Origin of the sequence: Paenibacillus sp. FSL R7-0652, assembly GCF_038595045.1 — a bacterium.
Taxonomy (GTDB): Bacteria; Bacillota; Bacilli; order Paenibacillales; family Paenibacillaceae; genus Paenibacillus.
Map to the genome: position 1 here is coordinate 4,865,099 of NZ_CP152001.1, position 19,182 is coordinate 4,884,280.

General features: G+C 45.7%; 17 protein-coding genes. 1 reads left to right on the forward strand and 16 read right to left on the reverse strand.

Going from position 1 to position 19,182, the window contains the following annotated elements:
* Window positions 1–5: 5 nt before the first annotated feature.
* The 10 genes from MKY97_RS21295 to MKY97_RS21340 all read right to left on the reverse strand — a co-directional run bounded on the left by MKY97_RS21295 (window position 6) and on the right by MKY97_RS21340 (window position 9,864).
* Entirely contained in the window at window positions 6–707 is a 702-nt protein-coding gene (locus MKY97_RS21295) for a DUF4274 domain-containing protein (RefSeq protein ID WP_342552267.1), read from the reverse strand.
* A gap of 208 nt (window positions 708–915) precedes the next feature.
* Window positions 916–2,448 carry a methyl-accepting chemotaxis protein gene (locus MKY97_RS21300; RefSeq protein WP_342552268.1) on the reverse strand — a complete coding sequence of 511 codons (1,533 nt, stop codon included), beginning with the start codon at window positions 2,446–2,448 and terminating at the stop codon, window positions 916–918.
* Window positions 2,449–2,981: 533 nt separating this feature from the next.
* The gene (locus MKY97_RS21305; protein WP_342552269.1) at window positions 2,982–4,529 is read right to left on the reverse strand and encodes a methyl-accepting chemotaxis protein; all 1,548 of its coding nucleotides are present in this window, start codon (window positions 4,527–4,529) and stop codon (window positions 2,982–2,984) included.
* Between the two features lie 250 nt (window positions 4,530–4,779).
* Complete coding sequence (locus tag MKY97_RS21310; RefSeq protein WP_342556414.1) at window positions 4,780–5,790, reverse strand: pectate lyase; 1,011 nt, start codon at window positions 5,788–5,790, stop codon at window positions 4,780–4,782.
* A gap of 234 nt (window positions 5,791–6,024) precedes the next feature.
* On the reverse strand, window positions 6,025–7,203 hold the full coding sequence (locus MKY97_RS21315; protein ID WP_342552270.1) for a DUF4179 domain-containing protein: 1,179 nt from the start codon (window positions 7,201–7,203) through the stop codon (window positions 6,025–6,027).
* Window positions 7,193–7,741, reverse strand: coding sequence for a sigma-70 family RNA polymerase sigma factor (locus MKY97_RS21320; protein WP_342552271.1), 549 nt, complete (start codon window positions 7,739–7,741; stop codon window positions 7,193–7,195). The genes MKY97_RS21315 and MKY97_RS21320 overlap by 11 nt, the downstream gene beginning before the upstream one ends.
* 129 nt (window positions 7,742–7,870) lie before the next feature.
* Window positions 7,871–8,275: a hypothetical protein gene (locus tag MKY97_RS21325; protein WP_342552272.1), complete on the reverse strand. Its 405-nt coding sequence runs from the start codon at window positions 8,273–8,275 to the stop codon at window positions 7,871–7,873.
* Between the two features lie 38 nt (window positions 8,276–8,313).
* Window positions 8,314–8,640, reverse strand: coding sequence for a hypothetical protein (locus MKY97_RS21330; protein WP_342552273.1), 327 nt, complete (start codon window positions 8,638–8,640; stop codon window positions 8,314–8,316).
* Between the two features lie 21 nt (window positions 8,641–8,661).
* Window positions 8,662–9,357 (reverse strand): hypothetical protein, encoded by a 696-nt coding sequence (locus tag MKY97_RS21335; protein ID WP_342552274.1) that lies wholly within the window; start codon window positions 9,355–9,357, stop codon window positions 8,662–8,664.
* Window positions 9,358–9,396: 39 nt separating this feature from the next.
* Window positions 9,397–9,864 carry a DUF6386 family protein gene (locus MKY97_RS21340; RefSeq protein ID WP_342552275.1) on the reverse strand — a complete coding sequence of 156 codons (468 nt, stop codon included), beginning with the start codon at window positions 9,862–9,864 and terminating at the stop codon, window positions 9,397–9,399.
* A 142-nt stretch (window positions 9,865–10,006) separates the two neighbouring features.
* Between MKY97_RS21340 and MKY97_RS21345 the strand changes: the two genes are divergently transcribed.
* Window positions 10,007–10,384, forward strand: a complete 378-nt coding sequence (locus tag MKY97_RS21345; protein ID WP_342552276.1) for a PilZ domain-containing protein — start codon at window positions 10,007–10,009, stop codon at window positions 10,382–10,384.
* A 167-nt stretch (window positions 10,385–10,551) separates the two neighbouring features.
* Here the strand turns inward: MKY97_RS21345 and MKY97_RS21350 are convergent, their stop codons facing one another.
* The 6 genes from MKY97_RS21350 to MKY97_RS21375 all read right to left on the reverse strand — a co-directional run bounded on the left by MKY97_RS21350 (window position 10,552) and on the right by MKY97_RS21375 (window position 19,081).
* Entirely contained in the window at window positions 10,552–12,438 is a 1,887-nt protein-coding gene (locus tag MKY97_RS21350) for a beta-glucoside-specific PTS transporter subunit IIABC (protein WP_342552277.1), read from the reverse strand.
* Between the two features lie 128 nt (window positions 12,439–12,566).
* On the reverse strand, window positions 12,567–13,418 hold the full coding sequence (locus tag MKY97_RS21355; RefSeq protein ID WP_342552278.1) for a PRD domain-containing protein: 852 nt from the start codon (window positions 13,416–13,418) through the stop codon (window positions 12,567–12,569).
* A gap of 252 nt (window positions 13,419–13,670) precedes the next feature.
* A complete protein-coding gene (locus MKY97_RS21360) occupies window positions 13,671–15,107 on the reverse strand; it encodes a glycoside hydrolase family 1 protein (protein ID WP_342552279.1) in 1,437 nt (478 codons plus the stop codon).
* Window positions 15,108–15,130: 23 nt separating this feature from the next.
* Window positions 15,131–16,816: an S-layer homology domain-containing protein gene (locus MKY97_RS21365; RefSeq protein ID WP_342552280.1), complete on the reverse strand. Its 1,686-nt coding sequence runs from the start codon at window positions 16,814–16,816 to the stop codon at window positions 15,131–15,133.
* A 176-nt stretch (window positions 16,817–16,992) separates the two neighbouring features.
* A complete protein-coding gene (locus MKY97_RS21370) occupies window positions 16,993–18,450 on the reverse strand; it encodes a glycoside hydrolase family 1 protein (RefSeq protein WP_342556415.1) in 1,458 nt (485 codons plus the stop codon).
* Window positions 18,451–18,787: 337 nt separating this feature from the next.
* Window positions 18,788–19,081 (reverse strand): MbcA/ParS/Xre antitoxin family protein, encoded by a 294-nt coding sequence (locus MKY97_RS21375; RefSeq protein WP_342552281.1) that lies wholly within the window; start codon window positions 19,079–19,081, stop codon window positions 18,788–18,790.
* Between the last annotated feature and the right edge of the window lie 101 nt (window positions 19,082–19,182).

The following is a 19,182-nucleotide window of genomic DNA, read 5'->3' on the forward strand; positions in this document are numbered from 1 at the left end:
CAAAATCAGCCCTTCCTTCGTGTCAAGTACTCCGCGAGGTGCCGATATACTGGACCGTCTGCTTTTTGATTTACTTCTTCCAGATCCATTTCCAGCCAATAATCTGCATCCATCAGCTCCATCATATCAAGCCGTGTAATCTCGGCACATTTGGGATGCTCAGCTGCTGCAATCATAGGTTCCGGACTGTCATCCCAATTGAATTCGTTCACCACGGCGTGCACCAACACTTCAGAATCCAGCGCGCGAATTCTCTCACACGCTGTGTCAGAAGATTCCTCGTAGATAATATCATCTACAATCTGCTGTTCCTCCGCTGTCAATTTCAAACGAACCGCTCCCGGTGTATCCAGCAGCATGTCGGCTATGTTCGGATTGTGCTCTCTTGCCAGATTCCATGCCGTGGCCTGAATCCCCTTAGGTGAATCCAGCTTTGCGCCATGTTCCAGCAGCAGACTGATCGCTTCAGGCTGCTTGAACCTTACGGCTTTTTTCAAAGCGGTATCTCCCCGTTTATCTTCCGCTTCCAGATCCGGCCCGGCTTGCAGTAAACAGCGAATTCCTTCAATTGGGGTACGGTTCGTCAAAAATATCATTAGTGGTGTACGTCCGCGTTCATCTCGTTCATTCAAATCCACTACGCATGAAGCAATCGCTTCACAAATATGTGCTGCATCTTTGGATTTACTGATCTCTGTCCAATTCAATGTCGTTCCTCCTTGTCTATTCCGCTCTGCGGCTGACTCTCTCACTCGTTCTTTTATATCTTACTCTATCGAAAAAGACGGACAGCTACAAGGGACCTTTGGCCGCCCAAAAAAAGCCCGTACAGTACGTATCCACGTACTGACGGACCTGACAGGATTGCTGGGCGGGTTAATAGGTTAAGCACGTCCCCCGAAGACGGGCACCAGACTACTCCGGTATTGCCTTAGTCTGGACAGCCCCTGATGCAGGGGCAGATTCTCGCTGGAATTGAGTATCCGGTGCGGATGCCTGGTGATCTGACACGAGATCATTCAGATTAACGATAAGCTTCTCCAGCTCAGTGAAACTTTGTACCATATTTTGCGTCAGATTACGCTGTTCTTCCATGCTTGCCAAAATCTCTTCGGCTGCTGCACTGGATTGCTGCGTCACGCTGGAGATCTCGGATACCTCGTTGACCACTCGTGTTGAAGATTCCTTCATCGTGGCAGAGCTCGTTTCAATATCCGTGGCCTGACTCAGCACATCATGCGAATTGTGATTAATGGATTGGAATACGTCCTCCGCCGTCTGAACACTTTCTCTTCCACGCTGCAGCAGCAGACGAACTCCTTCGAACCTGCTGGTTAATACCTGCGTTTGCGTACTCAGCCCGGTAAGGATCGTTGTAATCTCATGTGCCGATTGACCGGAACTTTCAGCCAGCTTGCGAACTTCCTCCGATACGACAGCGAACCCGCGTCCATGCTCGCCTGCACGCGCTGCTTCGATGGCTGCATTCAGCGCAAGCAGATTCGTTTGAGTTGCGATATCCGAGATGCTGTTCAGCATCAATGTCATGGCTTCACTCTGATCATTGAATTTCTGCATATCGCTCGCTGTCGTATTAATCGTTTCATACAGCTCACGCATCTGCATGTTTAATTGGGACATCTGTTCGCTGCCGGTCTGTGTGCTTGCAGCCATGTTTGTGGACAGTTCTTTCATCTGCTGAGAATAAGAGGCCACATCCTTGATGTGACGATCAGACAAAGATAACGATTCGGAAATCTCAGCAACACTGGTGGCCTGGAACTCGACGCCTTTCGCCACTTCGCTGAATCCTGCTGTCACTTCATTGGTGATGGCACCTGTTTCATTCACTTTTTGTTTCAATTGGTCGGTATAGCGAGACAGTCCGTTAACAGCGTCTTTTACCCGCTCCATCATCATGGCTATGCGTATGCTGGACTCTTCTACCTGCTCACGCCGTGTTTCACTATCCGAGAACAATCTTTTGTTGACCCGGGATACGGTAATCATAATAATTCCGGTGACGATATACATGCTGAAATTGATCAGGTCAGCAAAGAGCAGTTCAATGCTGGCCGAGGATACACGAACGAGTTGGACCGCGAAAAAAACCACCATCGCCGAAAAGGCGATGTTATAATGCTTGCTGTTCGGATACAGCAGCAGCGGTGAAACAATTAGAATGCCTTGGACCGCATTCATTGCGTCACGACTTACATAGATTCCGCTCGCAATAACCGCTGCGGTTACAAACCATGGGATAACATGAATACCTTTTTTCATAAAATTGCACACAGTCACAGCTGCAGTGACCACAATGGAGATTAGTGTGGACAGCCACAGATCGGGGACAATAATGGTTATTCCCGCACTGATCGCGGTAATGGCCCACATCATGTAACTTACTAGTTTGTTTCTTTGCCAAGTAATCTCATCAATATGATTCATGCGTACCCCGTCCTTTATGTAGGTTTCAAACTAGGGCGTGTCTCGAAACCCGCTGAAGTACATCTTTCCCCCCTTTTTACCCCCTGCTGCGTCAGTTTCTCTTGACGTGCCCCCGCAAGCCTGCGGTAAACTTCCTGGTTGGGAACGAAAATTCGGCAAAACCTCTTCCCTTCAGCGTTTCAGACACACCCTTAAAAACATGTGGTCGCTGCAGATTTAATATCGGCCCATAGTCCTGCTTATACACCATTCGGTAATAATGGCACCCTAAGCATAGTACATAGTAACTTCATAAACATGCATTTCGTACCACTTTATGTATATCGGTAATTTATGTATAAAATTAATATGTATAAAAAAATATATGCTTTTATGGCATGTACGCTTTAACGGCTCGTTTTTAGTCCCTATATTGCGTGGATAATTAAAAGCCCGCACAGCACGTTATATTTACGCACTGGCGGGCTCTTTTCAGCTTGTCATATTTAACCTGAACCTGCTTGTTCATTGTACTTGCTGCTTCTCCACAGGACCTAAGCGCTCTTCGCTTCCAGGCCGGATTGGACTGCCGCAGCGTTTACTTTAAGATTCGCTTCCTCAGCTTTCTTGTCTGAAGCTTCACTCGTTGTCTGATGATCCGACACTAATAAGCTTAAATCGACAATCAGCCTCTCGAGCCCACCAAAGCTTTCCACCATACGTTGTGTCAGATTACGCTGTTCTTCCATGCTCGCCAGTATTTCTTCAGCTGCCGCACTGGACTGCTGTGTCACACTGGAGATTTCGGAGATTTCATTCACCACCCGGGTCGAGGACGCCTTCATGACTGCCGAACTTGTTTCAATATCTGCAGCCTGCGTGAGCACATCCTGTGAACTGGAATGAATAGACTGGAATACTTCACCGGCTGTCTGCACACTTTCTCTTCCCTGCTGCAAGGACTGGCGAATACCTTCAAACCTGCTTGTCAGCGCCTGTGTTTGTGTTCTCACCCCTGTCAGAATCGTTGTAATCTCGTGGGCAGATTGACCCGAGCTCTCAGCCAGCTTGCGTACTTCCTCTGACACAACTGCAAATCCCCGTCCATGCTCTCCTGCACGCGCTGCTTCAATTGCCGCATTCAGCGCAAGCAGGTTCGTTTGGGTTGCAATATCGGAGATGCTGTTCAGCATCATCGTCATGGACTCGCTCTGTTCATTGAACTTCTGCATATCTTCAGCAGTCGTATGAATAGCGGTATACAATTCCCTCATCTGCACATTCAAATGATCTATCTGTTCACTTCCCATCTGTGTGCTTGAAGCCATGCTTGCGGACAGCTCTTTCATCTGCAAAGAATGGGAGGCCACATCCTGGATCTGACGGTCAGACAGAGAAAGAGACTCGGAAATTTCGGCAATACTTGATGCTTGAAACTCTACTCCTTTGGCAACTTCGCTGAATCCAACCGTCACTTCATTCGTAATGGAGCCAGTCATATCCACCTTTTGCTTGAGCTGTTCCGTATAATGGGAAAGCCCTGTCACGGATTTTTTCACACGTTCAAGCATCTCTTCTACACGCTTCCGGGAATTCTCTACCTCATTCCATCTGTTTTCACTCTCTTGAAACAGCTTTTGGTTTAACGCAGACACAACGCCCAAAATAACGCCCGCCACTGCAAAAAGCACCACATTCGTTAAATCGTCTATAAACTGCTCACGAGTAGAAACAGGGACAATCAGCAGCTGCAGGATGCTGTTTGCAAGCAAAACCGAGAATCCACTGATAAATAGGCGCTTATCCGGATACACGAGCAGTAGAGCCGATATAACGATTGCTATGATTGAATCGACCGTTCCCCAGCTAGCAAAAATACCGCATGCAATGATAAGAGCGGCGTTTATCCACGGAATCAGATGGATATGTTTCTTTTTGGTGTTAGCATAAATCAGCCAAATGCCATACAGCACTACAATACTATTGGAAATAAACAACTTTGGAGCGGAAAAAGCAATACTCATTCCAAATGCCACTACAATCCATAACATCATGGTGATGATTTTATTTCTTTTCCAGATAATTTCGTCCATACGATTCATGTGTACCCCGCCTTTGATGTAGGTTTAATATGTAAGTTTAATCGGATGCAGGCAGATATGCAGCTTCAAAAATATACACACCGACTGCTTTAAACTATATATCGGCGGCAGTTCATGCAAATGAAATAAAATCCGCAAAATAATATGCTTGCATATCATATCATGCCAAAATAAAAAGCCTGCTCATGTGCAGTTACACACAAAGCAGGCTCTGTTTTTCTTTCATATTCAGCAGGAATCCGGTCCTCTGTTATTTGCCAAATACCAATGTTGTATTGGATGATCCAGCATATTTTGTAACAAATTCACGCGCGTAGCTGGCACTTTCGACCTGATAGCTGTAATTGGAGCTTGGTCTCCAGTTCGTTTTTGGAGAAACTTTGCTGCTCAGCGCAGGTGTACTGCCTGTATCTGTGAATTCGCCCCTGCCTTTATCGTCCAGAATACCGCCTTTTTCTGCGCCTGCTCCAAAGTAGTTGTTTTCGGAATAAATCCGGGCTTTCTCTCCAATGGTAATTGCTTGATTAAAATTGTTAGCATAGTTGTTTTTGATGTGGAAGTACCCGTAGCGCATAAGCCCAGGCCCGCGTACATACAGGTTCTCGAAATAGTTGTTGGACATCGTTACATGCGGCACACCGTTGTAGCTGCTGTTACCATCATTGGGATGTCCCAGAATAATGCCATATTTATGATTAGCAAATTTGGAGTTGCTGATGGTGATATAATCTGCACGATCACCAATATACAAGAGTTTGTCCAGATCGCTGCCGCCCGAGCTGTAGTTATGGCCGGAGAATGTGACATGGTCAATCCAGTAATTCGAGCCGGAAGTAATGTACATCTGGATATCATCGTTGGCATTGATGTTCGCTGAATGGTTAAACGTCAGATTTTGAAAGATCACGTTGCTTGATCCTGAAGTAGATCTGAAATGAATGTTCGTTAAGGTATGCCTGTCAAAAGAACCTACTAACGTTTTGTTGGAACCAAATTCAACTTTTTGCAAGCTGGAGGAAGAAATATTCTGTTCAACAACGACAATCTTGGCTGTGGAGCCGGCCATATGTGTTCTCAGATCATTCAGATTGCTGACATACACAACTTGCCCGTTCCTGCCTCCTGTCGTCGCTGCCTTGGATACACCGTTCTCATTCTTGGCATTGCCTGCAAAACCGGTTAGTCCATTCGTACCCGTGTTGGGGAAACCGGCCGCACCATAGGTATAGGAAGCAGGGGCCGTCGAAACCGTTAACAGCATCAGTGTGACTGCAAGTAAAAGCAATGAAAATTTCTTCAAAATATCACCATCCTTTGTAATTTGTTCCTTCAAATAACTCGATTATAGCTTGTAACCTGCATTGTGACAATACATTCCCTGCAAAAGGACAATAATTTTATCTTTTTTGCAACAGCTGGTCAGATATAGTGAAAAAACAGAAAGATGAGCCCCGGTTATACTCGACCGTTAACTCATCCCGTCTATGTTCTGCATTTATTTAACTTTGATTTCGAATTGATCTTCCGCAGCTTCCTTCAAATCAGCATAGGCCTTGCCAGGTTTCCCCCGCACCTTCAATAGAATTGATTCGGGTTTATCCAGCATATTGCTGCTGAACGAATACGTCATCCCATTTCCAGTTCCGCTACCTCCAATTTGGGGTAGGTTTGTCCGTTCTCCATTTTTGGAGATCGTTATGATCTCCGAGGGCTGAATTATATCGCTAATGAACGACTCCGTCTCATAGTCAAGCTTTTGCGTAGGATCATAATCAAATTTCACTCTTGCAACCAGCGGTGACAATTCCACCTCCGCAACCAATACTTCATAGTCCCCAAATTTGAATGTTCGGTTCACAGGAATGATCTCTGTTTTAGGAATTGAAAATTTCGGGTCCAACACAACCGATATATTCATTTTTTTGGAGAATTCGTACTTTCGTTCCTGTGTCTGCTGCGTCTGAGGTCCCTGCTTCTCTTGTCCTTCTCCATTTACACGCTTAGGATTCTCTTGAACAACTGAGGAAAGCTGAAATTGAAAATTTAATTTTTCTGGAAGCGACCGACTGCGGCTGCGCTCAAACGTGGTTCGGCCGCGCAGGATATGATGTTCATCCGAGTAATGTAAACTGCCGATGCTGCCGTTATCTATTACATATCCTGTGGAGGCATCCGTTAATTTGGTGTTCACAATGGAATAGATTCCACCAGAAGTGTCCATTTGGGCCGAGTACAGCATCGTGATTCGATTCTCATCGGCCATTACTGCATCTACGGTAAGCTCGTATTTCCCCCTTTTTACCGTCTGATCTATAAGCTGTACATAATCATGTTTAAGTGCGGATGCAAGAGTGATACGTTCTTGATCTTTGCTTAATAATTCGCGAAAAGGTTCCAGCTTGCCCCAATGAACGGAAGGCTCGGGAGAAGTCGTCTGCTGCTGCTGTCCGTAGTCTTTGAAGGGCCCTAACAGCAGCCCCACCATGGCCAGTGATATGGCAAATAGGACTGTAATCCATTTCATCCGTTTGTTTATTCGCGGTCTGTTCGTTCTGGCTTTTGCCAATCCACGTTGAATGGCTGCCGTCGTATCTGCGGGGTTCAATTGTCTTTGTTCCTTCTTAACCTCGTAGGCATCTGCCAGCAGTGCTTTTTCCTCCGGGCTAATGGTCATGCCAATCCCTCCTGTTCTTCATCAGTTTGCGCAGCTGTTCGAGCCCCTTATGCTGCCATGTCTTGATCGTGCCTTCCGGTTTTTCAAGAATCAAGGCAATATCAGTCACGGTCATATCGTTGTAGTATTTCAGCAGCAGGACATGCCGGTACTTCGGTTTTATTTTCTGCAAAAGAGACTGCATCGCAATTCGGTTTTCCTCCACACTGATCATCCACGAAGCCGGAACGTGATTCTCCATGCTCTCCTCCGCCTGAGGTACAGCACGCTTCCGGCGGCGCTGTTCATCGATACAGATATAGATCAAAATACGAATGATCCATGATTTGAAGGCCTTCCCATGTTTGAGCGTACGGCGTTTACTCCAGGCTCTGCAGGTCATCTCCTGGATTGCTTCCTGCGCATCCTGCTGGTTACGAAGATAACTGTATGCAATAGCAGATAACGTATCCTGATGCTCCATCACGGACTGCACAAATGCAGATTCATCTTCAATCTGTACGCCAATCAATGGCTTCATGCCTGTCTCGGTATCCACTCGTTTTCCCCTCCTTCTCTCTCTTTGGTATAAGACGGGTGAAAGCGTCAGATCGTTTTTCTTTTTTGCATTAAAAAAAGCTCCGCCTCAACTTCTCGGAGCTTCTATCCTTCACTTATCACACGCTATTCAAAGATTGCCCGTAACTTCAATACCGTCAGCCGACTCCAGTACCTTCCGAATCCAGGCCGTTAACGATTGCAAAAACAACTGCAGCTCCGGCTCAGCAGGCTGCCCCTGCTCTATCTCGGTCAAGATCCTAAGCCATACCTCTTTCACAATCGGATTGTCCCAGCATGGATCAAATGCCTCCAGTTCTTCTCCACTTCGCGGGTCCGTTAACGGAAAAACGTGATTGATCGCGGGTCGAACATACTTGAAATCCTCATCATAAATAAACAGCATATCCTCCTGCCGTGCCTCATGTGCATCTTCGTTAATGTACAAAGGTGACAAGGTAAACCCGATGTTCCTCTCCGGCCCTTCATATCGGTACGCAAGTACCGGGATTTTGCTTTTGGATGTTCTCGCCACAGCTTCCCCTCCCATCCTCGTGTTCGTCACTTTCACCATTACAATTCAAACCATTCAAATATTTCAGGAAACTGACTGGTTACGCCCTCAAGCTGCTGTCTCCAGACTCGTCCTTCTTCTCCCGCGATATGAAAAAGACAATAGATATATCGTTCACCATCCGCTATTTCTTCCAGACCACTCGCTTCCTCCAGCCATACTTCCAGCGCTCGCGGCCAAGATGCATCGTCACGCTCAAGGATAAAACCTTCGCTGTACTGCTTCAGGCTGTACATACTTCCGTATGTAAGCGAGGCCGCCAGTCGCTGAATCATATCGGGCAGCACCGCGGGCTCTTGTGTTCCGATTACGTATTCCCACCCCATAATGCGCCTCCTCACTCAAAGTCATTTACTTCCTTCGCCTCGCAGCACAGCGTATCCGTACCGCTCCAGTTCGTCCAGGGCTGCTGACACATCACGCTTCGGATTCAATCTTCGAATCAGTTCTGCACTAATCGGTGCTTCGTTATATATTTCCGTCACAGCGGCTAAAGACATCGCCTGTATATCGTAGTATCCTTCAGCCCAATCTATGTACGCTTCAGGGGTCTCCTCAATATAACCGAGCAGAAATGCTGCTCCACCCTCGGCATCCGATTCATCCTCCTCAGCTGCAGCAAGCTCAAGCCAGCGGCCTGTCATCCAATTCAGCTGGTCTTTCTCCTGCCATATACAGAAAGTCACATCATCCCGATCCAGCGCATCTTCATGCTGGTCTAGAATACGCATGAAGCACTCGGGTACCTCGTCGTACATTCCCGGATAGATTTCATCGTCTTCACCGTTATGTGGACTGAGCGGAGATTCATGATCAAATCCTTTGAGTAATGTGCCCTTATTGGTAAACAGTACATGCAGGTGATCTCCTGCTCCGTTATGCACACTTCCCCATGCTGCATCCGACTGGAGAGTGTTGTTGTGATAACGATGTACGCGGAGCCATTCCTCTTCAGACAAAATAATATCAAGTGCCGCAAGTGTCCGCATTAGCCGATGCAAAACAGGGGCATCTATGATTGGTGTGCCTGTCCAATGCTGCATATGCATCTCTCCTAACATCAAGTAAGTATGTAATGCAGTCTATATTCGAATCAGATCGTGCAGCGCGTTCTTCCCTTGATTACCAGGTTGAATGATAACGGATATCCGGTTTGCTTTTCTGCGTACGGTGCAGGCATAATTTCCGGGTACCAGTTGTATAAAGATCCCCTGAGACAGCTCATCCGGCTCCAATTCTCCGCCGCTGACATCATCTGCAGCACCTATATAAACCCTGCCAGAAGGAACTTGCAGATAATACGTGTTTCCCTCTGCTATTTCAGCCTCAGCTTGCCAACCAGCTTCATGCACACTCCACTGCACTTCGTATGTACCGTCCTCACCGAGGTTGAAAAACAAACAATGGCCCGCGTTGCTCTCCCCTAATTCATCCTCCGGGATGGACCACCAGTCCGATGTATCCTCAAGACGATGCTCTAATGACGCCAAATCATAGCAGCACATTGTGGCTGTATCTGTATCCATCTGAAATGTTCCCTGCATACTCATCACCCTCTCTTCCTTCCATTATAACAAGCCTGTACCGCACATAAAATGGAACTCTCGAACCATCGCATCAGCACTCTTCATTTCTGGTTCAAAATTGACGATATAACGATAACGGAATTTTTTGAATTTGATGGAGGAATCTATGCCAATTAATAACAGGAAAGAACCTTTTCGTTATACGCTGAAGGAGCCTATGAATTTTGAAATTTACATTCTAAGCATTAATGGCATGGACGGTCCTCCCAAGCCTATTCAGGCCGAGCTGCTTGATATCAGCCGTTCCGGCTGTCAGCTGGCTTTTCCGCTCTCCCTTCCTGTCGAAAATAACGATATACGTATTGTGATCAACCTGAAGCTGTTTGAAGATTTATTATATATCGAGGGCACACTCCGCTGGGGGCTGGAGAAAAATATGTCATGGTACTACGGCGTGCAGCTTGATGTTGAAAAAGAAGATCAGGACCGCCTTTCCCGGGAGATGCGTATGCTCGCAGGACAAGGCAAAATTGTTGTCAAATAAACGAACATTCTTCTGACGGATCATATATATAAAAGCTGAGTTAGAGCCTTCTTCTGTCCAATATACATATGACTTAGGGCTTTCCTCATGCAGCAAAAAAAGAAGCAGCTGTTTCCCTGGATACATTTCAGGAAAACAGCTGCTTTTGTTATACGGATGATATGGAATCAGGCTTTTGCTGTGAACAGCAGTTCCTGTTCCTTCACGGTTGTACGACCAGCAGACTCAATGGATGCATACTGATGCATGTTTGTAATAATGACTGGCGTAATCGTCGTATAGCCCGCTTTTTCAATTTCTTCCCGGTCAAACTCCATCAAGACATCACCTACAGAAACTTTCGCACCTGCTTGAACTTTAGGCGAGAAGAACTGGCCTTTCAGCTTCACGGTATCAATACCGATATGAATCAGCATCTCGGCTCCAGTGTCACTGACCAATCCGATGGCATGTCCGCTCTTCGAGAGGGAGAACACAGTACCGTTGATCGGAGAAACGACACGACCTTCAGACGGTTGAATTGCGTACCCTTTACCCATAATTTCTTCAGAGAATGCAGGGTCCGGAACTTCGCTCAGCGGTCTGACTTCACCCGTGATCGGGCTGAATACCTGCTCATCCTGCGCTTTTGTTTCTTCCGTTACAACTGGAGCTGATTCTTTAACCGGCTCGGTTACAGCTGCAGCTTGTGGAGTATTATTTTCCTGGAATCCCAAGATGTACGTAATTATCGCTGCAGAGGCAATTGCAATGAGACCACCAAGAATACCATATATTAATGTACTGATTGACGGACTGATAAATGCTGCAAGTCCCGGTAAACCTACAAGACCTGTCAATACATATGCTTTAACCTTCACAATACCCATAAAGCCACCGCCAATTGCCCCACCGATGAGTGCAGCAACAAACGGTTTTTTGTATCTCATATTAACACCATACATCGCTGGTTCAGTAATCCCCATAAATGCTGTCAGACCTGTAGAATAAGCCATAGATTTCGTTTGTCCATTTTTGGAACGAAGTCCTACACCAATCGCTCCACCCGCTTGAGCCCAGTTCGCTGCAAGCATCAAAGGAATAATAAAGTCATAACCTAATGTAGTCATGGAACCTACAATGATCGGCAGCAGGGCATAGTGCATACCTGTGATGATTAACAGTGACATCGTTCCACCAATCAGAATACTTGCAAGGATGGACGCATTATCGAACAACCAAGCAATACCGCCAGACATACCATTACCGATAATGGAACCCAGTGGTCCAATCGCAATCAATGTAAGTGGAACCATGATCAGCAAGGTAACCGTTGGTACGACGATGAGTTTTACTGATGAATGGGTAATGCGGTCAACCGCTTTTTCCACGTAAGAAGCAATCCAGATCGCAATAACAATCGGGATAACCGTTGAAGAATAGGTTGCTGCGACGACTTTAATCCCCGCGAACGATGAGTCTCCTTCTGTCAGCAAAGCTGTAATGGTTGGGTGCATAATCCCGGCCGCAAGCGCTGCTCCAATATACATATTGCTTCCCAATTTCTTAGCAGCACTGATGGCAAGGATGATTGGCAGGAAGTAGAAAGCACCATCACCAATCGCAGATAAAATAATATAAGTCGAACTCTTATCGGACAGCCAGTTGAACGCAACAAGGATGGCTATGATCCCTTTGATCATACCTGCGCCGGTAATAGCCGGGAGGATTGGAGTAAATACACCTGAAATGAAGTCGAACAGGGCACTTATCGGATTTCTCTTCTTCTTTTCACCTGTAGAAACTGCAGAAGATCCGGCATTAGCACCTTTCGACATGTTACCCACCAGTGCATTGTAGACCTTCGGTACATCGTTACCGATGATGACCTGGAACTGTCCACCATTCTCCATAACACCCATAACCCCAGGTGTGTTCTTTAATGTTTCTTTATCCGCTTTTTTGTTGTCATTCAAGTTAAATCTGAGTCTTGTCATGCAGTGGGTGACTTGATCAATATTCTCTTCGCCGCCGACTAATTTCAGAATATCTTTGGACAATTGTTGTTTATCCATTATGTTTTGCTCCTTTTGTGTGTATTCAAGGTTAAAAAAAAACCTAAACACTGAATAATGACCAAGCATAAGAGCTTATCATCAATCAACGTTTAGGTTTTGCCTTTTTTGCAGTAACAATCCCAAAACTATTCAATTGGCTGTTCATTTCGAACAACACGTTCAATATGGATGGTGAGATACAGAACTTCTTCCTTGGACAAGACCCGATTATATATTTTACGTGTATAATCGTTAATCTTGACTGCACATGCATGTGCTTCAGGATATTGTTTGCTCACCAGATCATGAAGCGGGTTATCCTCTTCTTTGTCCTCAATGGCCTTGCCCTGCAGTACACGCTGCGCAAAGAATTTCAGATGGGTGAGGAACCTGTAATAGCTCAGTGAATCTTCGTCGAGTTCAATCACAAAGCTGCGCCGAACGATGTTCAGAATATCTTTTACGATATTTGTAATACTGATCGTTTCTCTCATCTCACCGTTCATCTGGGCATTAACCAGATGCATAGCGATGAATGCGCATTCGTCCTCGGGAAGCAGAACACCCAGTGTCTCTTCGATAATCTGCAGTGCCTTGAGTCCGATCGCATATTCCTTGCGGTACATGCGTTTGATCTCCCAAAACAGCGCATTACGAATCTGTAATCCTTGACGATGCCGGTCAATGGCAAAATGAATATGATCGGTTAGTGAAATGTAGATGCTTTCATGAAGCCTCTCACCAAGTACCGTCTCGGCGTAACGGATAATTTCATCCGAACACTCCACATATTCAACCGGAATATCCGACAGAAGCGTCTTCAATTTCTGGGATACTTCCTTGCTTTCGAGCGAAAATATTTTTTCGACGAGACTCTCGTCGACTGATTCACCTGTATGCTTTTTGAAGGCAATTCCACGCCCCATAACGACCAGTTCGTTACCTCCCGGGTCAATTACAGTAACTACGTTGTTGTTCAGTACCTTCTCAATTTTCATTTCTTCACATCACCTTGCACCGTCAAAGTAGTAAAAGGCAAAACCAAAACAGGTCACGAAGTATGCCTGCCTCTGGTTTTGCCTGATTGAACAGTAACAATCCAGTATTCATTAGCCTTGGGCCTATCTTACCATATTAAATTGCATGTGACAATGTTTTTCTGAAAGCGTTTCATGTGACAATGTTTTTCTGAAAGCGTTTAATGTACGTCAATACGACATATAGGCATTCATATAATAAGGACTTTAGAATCAGGATTTTGCGTTAATATTTGTAAGTGCTGCACCATTTGTACTAATCACTTCTTTGTACCAGTGAAACGACTTTTTCTTGTAACGTTCCAGTGTGCCCGAACCGTCATTATTGCGATCTACATAGATGAACCCGTAACGTTTCTTCATCTCGGCCGTAGAAGCACTCACAAGGTCAATACAGCCCCAGGATGTATAACCCATTACATCTACGCCGTCTTCAAGAGCTTCACCAACTTGAACCAGATGGTCGTTAAGATATTGAATACGGTAGTCATCGTTGACAGTTTTATTGCCGTTTTCATCAGTGATCAATTCATCGACAGCCCCTAAGCCATTTTCGACAATAAACAACGGTTTCTGATATCGGTCCCAGTATTTATTAAGGGTTACACGCAGGCCCTGCGGATCAATCTGCCAGCCCCATTCACTTGCTTTCAAGTATGGGTTAGGTACACCTGCAAACAGGTTTCCTTTACCTTCTTTGCGCTTCTCAGGGTCACCAGTCTCACAGATACTTACATAGTAGCTGAATGAGATGAAGTCTACAGTATGTTTAAGAATCTCCGCGTCTCCATCCTCAAACTTGATGTTGATGTTATTCGCTTTGAAGTAACGATTGATGTATTTCGGATAATAACCGCGAGCGTGAATATCGGCAAAAATATCATTGCGCTGCTCTGCATGCATCGCTGCAACGACATCATCCGGATTCGGCGTAAGCGGATAAGTTGGCATGCTCAGCACCATGCAGCCAATTTTGGCTTCGGGCATGATCTCATGACCCAATTTGACCGCAAGAGCACTTGCGACAAGTTCATGGTGAATCGCTTGATACAGATCCTGCTTGGACAATTCTTCTTTTGGCGTATAAATACCTCCGCTCATGAACGGCTCCTCCAGAATGGAGTTAATTTCATTAAACGTCAGCCAGTACTTCACTTTACCTTTGAAACGGTTAAACAGGACTGTAACATAACGCTCGTAGAATTCAATCATTTTGCGGTTCACCCAGCCATCGTAGGTCTTGGACAGATGCAGCGGCGTCTCGTAGTGAGAGATCGTTACTAGCGGTTCAATCCCGTATCTATGGCACTCGTCGAATAGATCATCATAAAACTGGAGCCCTTTCTCGTTCGGCTCAAGCTCATCACCTTTTGGGAAAATGCGTGACCAGGCGATGGATGTACGGAACACTTTGAATCCCATCTCGGCAAACAGCTTAACATCCTCTTTATAACGGTTATAAAAATCAATGCCGATCAGTTTCAGGTTATCTTCTGTAGGTCCTTCCGTTCTAGGTGTTTTAATGCCACCCGGCATCACATCCTGTACAGACAGACCTTTGCCATCGGTATTATATGCTCCTTCAAGCTGGTTAGCCGCTACTGCGCCGCCCCAGAGGAAGTCTTTCGGAAATGGTGTTGTCACATTCATCCATCCTCTCATGATTGATTGGTCTATTTGGCTCCAAGTTCCTGCAGCTGCGCTATCATTCGTTCAAGCTGCTCACCTGTTACAGGCTGTGTCACACCAAATTGATCTTTGCTCATCCCTGTCATCACACCTGCAAGAACACTGTTCTGAACTGCTGTGTACGCCCAGTGTTTGCTGGTGGTATCTTTGAACGCGGGCAAGGTGGAATTCGCCGAAGGCTTCCATTTTTTACTTGCTAAAATATGATCAGTGATAACTGCCATTTGTGCTCGGGTTACTTCCTTCTCCGGCGCAAACATTTGGGCTCCGATTCCGTTCATCAGTCCCGCTTTAGTCACTTTCGCAATGGCTTGAGCGGCCCAATCCGGAGCCTGATCTGCATAAGGGTAATCTCCCGTCACCTCGGGGAGCTGCAGAGCATCAGCGAGAACGACTGCCATTTGTGCCCGAGTTACGGGTTCAGACGGCTTTACAATATGCTCTGACGCACCCTCATCTGTACCCTGCTCTTCCACTGTTCCTTTGTGGAGTTTGAACAGGCTGTCGATTACCTCTTTATTGTTAAAAGCAGGTACCCATGACCAATGTTTCAAGCCTCCGTACAATCGTTGACTATCCATATATGCATCATCGTACAGATCCAAATGAACCTTTTTCGCTCCCATTTCTGTCAATGCCTGATAAGCGAGCGAGCTTGTACGACTATCTGTCGTTGGGTCGCTTTTGGCATGCATAATCCAGATCGGTACGTCTACAATACCTTTGAGTTCCTTCTTAAACGCATCAACGGAACCTGTATAATCCGCAACGGTATCTTTGGCTGCAGCGATGATCGCTCCAGCAAACAAATCTGGATACTGAATCATAAAGCGGAAAGCACCGCCACCGCCGCTGGATACACCCGCCAGATAGATCCGGTCAGGGTCTACATTCCCATCTGCGACGAGCTTCTGAATCAACTCATACTGGGCCGTGAAATAATCCTGCATGATAGGCAGCTGTTCTGCGTTATTATAGATTTTGAAGCTGTAATTCTCAGGGTACTGTACCGCAAGTACAGATGTATCATACCCCGATTCGGTCCAGACTACCGCTCCGCGATTCGCGGTCAGGTGATTACGTCCGTCTGTTCCAACCTCACCGCCACCGTGAAGCCATACCACAAGCGGCTTAGCTTCGTTGGAAGGACTGTGCTTCAGATTATAGGACAGTTTCACGCCATTGCTCGCAGTGAATTGTGCTTTTTCAAACTCGTCCACAGTACGTGTTTTCACTTGGTCTACGCTTTTTTTATCAAAAGAAAGCTCCGGGTACGTTTTGCTCGTTACAGCAAACTCAGATTTCATTCCTCCCGGATATTTGAAAGGCTTCACAGCCATGTGAATGGTATCGTCCTTCATGGTCAATGTGATGCCGTCGTCTTCATAATTGTTTTGTACAATCTCTTCAGCAGCATTCAAGGGATAACCGTCGTAGTTGCCTGTAACATCGAAATCGGAAGCCTTGAGATTCTTGTACTTTTCTACGTCTGCAACGGTGATGTCGAACGATTCAACCATCTCTCCCGGATCCCCAACAAACGTGTTTGCCTGAATGTGTTTCACTTGTGCACGCTCAGCACCTGTTGTTCCAGGCCATATTACACTCAAACTAAGCGTTAGTGCTAACATACAGGATACATTTTTTATGCCTTTACTCCATCTTTTCAAACAGAACCCCTCCCAGGTCATTTCATGTGTGCTGATTCCTAAATAAAAGCGGGCAAACGCCGACTAAAAGCAAGGTATGATGCACATAGCTCATATCACTCTTTTCAAGTCAGGTTTTGCCCGCTTATATCCGGTAACAATCCTAAACGTTTTTCAGTTCGTTCAAGACAATCGAATTACAAATGCTCACCATTGCTGGCAATCACATTTTTGTACCATTCAAATGAATCTTTTTTGGAGCGTGCCAGCGTACCGTTACCTTCATCATCAAGATCCACATAGATGAAGCCGTAACGTTTGGACATCTCGGACGTGGACATGCTTACAAGGTCAATCGGGCCCCATGCGGTAAATCCGATCAGTTCGACACCATCCTTGATCGCTTCCTTCATCTGCTCGATGTGCTTTTTAAGATAATCCACACGATAAGAGTCATGGATCGAACCATCCTCTTCGACTTTGTCATACGCACCCAGACCATTCTCTACGATAAAGAGCGGCTTCTGGTAACGATCCCAGAAGTTATTCAACGTTACGCGCAGACCGATCGGGTCGATCTCCCAGCCCCAGTCGGATGCTTCGAGATAAGGGTTTTTCACGCCGCCTGTGAGGTTGCCCGATGTCTCAGCCGCATCGGCGGAAGCCGATTTGGTTACGGACATGTAGTAACTGAACGAGATGAAATCTACCGTGTTGTTCAGCAGCATTTCGTCATCGCCTGCTTCTTTTTGAATCACGATATTATTCTCTTCGAAATAACGCGCCATGTAGTTCGGGTATTTACCGCGAGCATGCATGTCTGTAAAGAAGAGGTTAAGCTGGTTCTCATGCTGAGCCAGACGGACATCAACCGGATTACAAGTGGCCGGATATGTTTCCATACGTGCAAGCATACAGCCCACTTGGGAGCCAGGAATAATCTCATGTGCAAGCTTCGTCACCATAGCACTTGCTACAAATTGATGGTGCAGTGCTTGATACGTTGTTTGCAGCTTATTGTCCACTTTATCAATCAGAATACCGCCACCAGTGTACGGGCTGAACACCATCACGTTAATCTCGTTGAACGTCAGCCAGTATTTTACTTTGTTTTTATAACGGTTGAATACTGTCTCTGCATAACGCACGTAGTGTCCAATCACTTCACGGCTGGCCCAGCCATTATATTTTTGCGTCAAACCAAGCGGAGTCTCATAGTGAGACAGCGTAACGAGCGGTTCGATGCCATATTTATGCAGTTCATCAAATACTTCATCGTAGAATTTCAGACCTGCTTCATTCGGCTCCTGATCGTAACCGTTCGGGAAAATACGTGCCCAGTGGATAGACAAACGGAATACTTTGAAGCCCATTTCAGCGAACAATGCAATATCTTCTCTAAAACGATGGTAGAAATCAATACCAAAACGTTTCGGGAAGCGTTCTTCAATTTGGCCAGAAAGAATCTCTTCGATTCGGGAAGAGGAAATTTCCATGGCATGTCCGCCTGTACGCTTTTCTTTTGGCACATGAGCGATCATATCCGCTGTGGAAAGACCTTTACCGTCCTTATCAAATGCGCCTTCCAGTTGGTTTGCAGCAGTAGCGCCGCCCCACAGGAAGTTTTCAGGGAATCCTTTTTTTGCCGTGGTCATCATAACAACCTCTTTTCGAAATGGTTTTTGGTTTTTCAAATACGCAAGAGCGGCTCCAAAACAGAGCAGAAAACAAGAAAAACCTAAACTCAGGGTAAAATGGCACCGAAAAAAGGAGCCTACATTTCACCATCAGTTTAGGTTTTGCCTGTCTTCACAGTTACAATCCATCAAAAGATGTTATAACATATTCTGTTGTTTTGCTCTTGTGTTGTAAGCGTAACACATTTATTTTGTAAAATCAAATTCACCAAAACCATTCGATCCAAGCCACTTGACCTCACCTGACCAAAACAGCTGATTTTTAATGGATAACATCTTATTTCTAACCTCATTTCTAACGCGGCATTCGCATGATTGCTGCCCGAAGTGCATTGGCTCCCTGCTCCGTTTCCAGATAACTTGCAGGACTTTTGTCACCTAAAGCCGGAATCTTTTTGTTTATCCACTTTAACGCAGAGTCTTTCATTTCACACAAGAGTACCCGGCTTATATCGTCTGGAATTCCTTTTAATTGTGCTTCTTCTTTCCAGTCATTCGGCAATTGAGCATACCATTCATCAAACAGTTCAACGAAGGAATCCCAATGCTCCTGCTTAAATTCAGATAAATATGTATCTTGCATACTCATGTAATATTCCTCCTCATTCATTAGATGTATAACCCCTAGGTCCTAGCTCATAGAATTCATCCTTAAGCCGCTTGCAGCGTCTGTTGTAACTAGTAGACTTA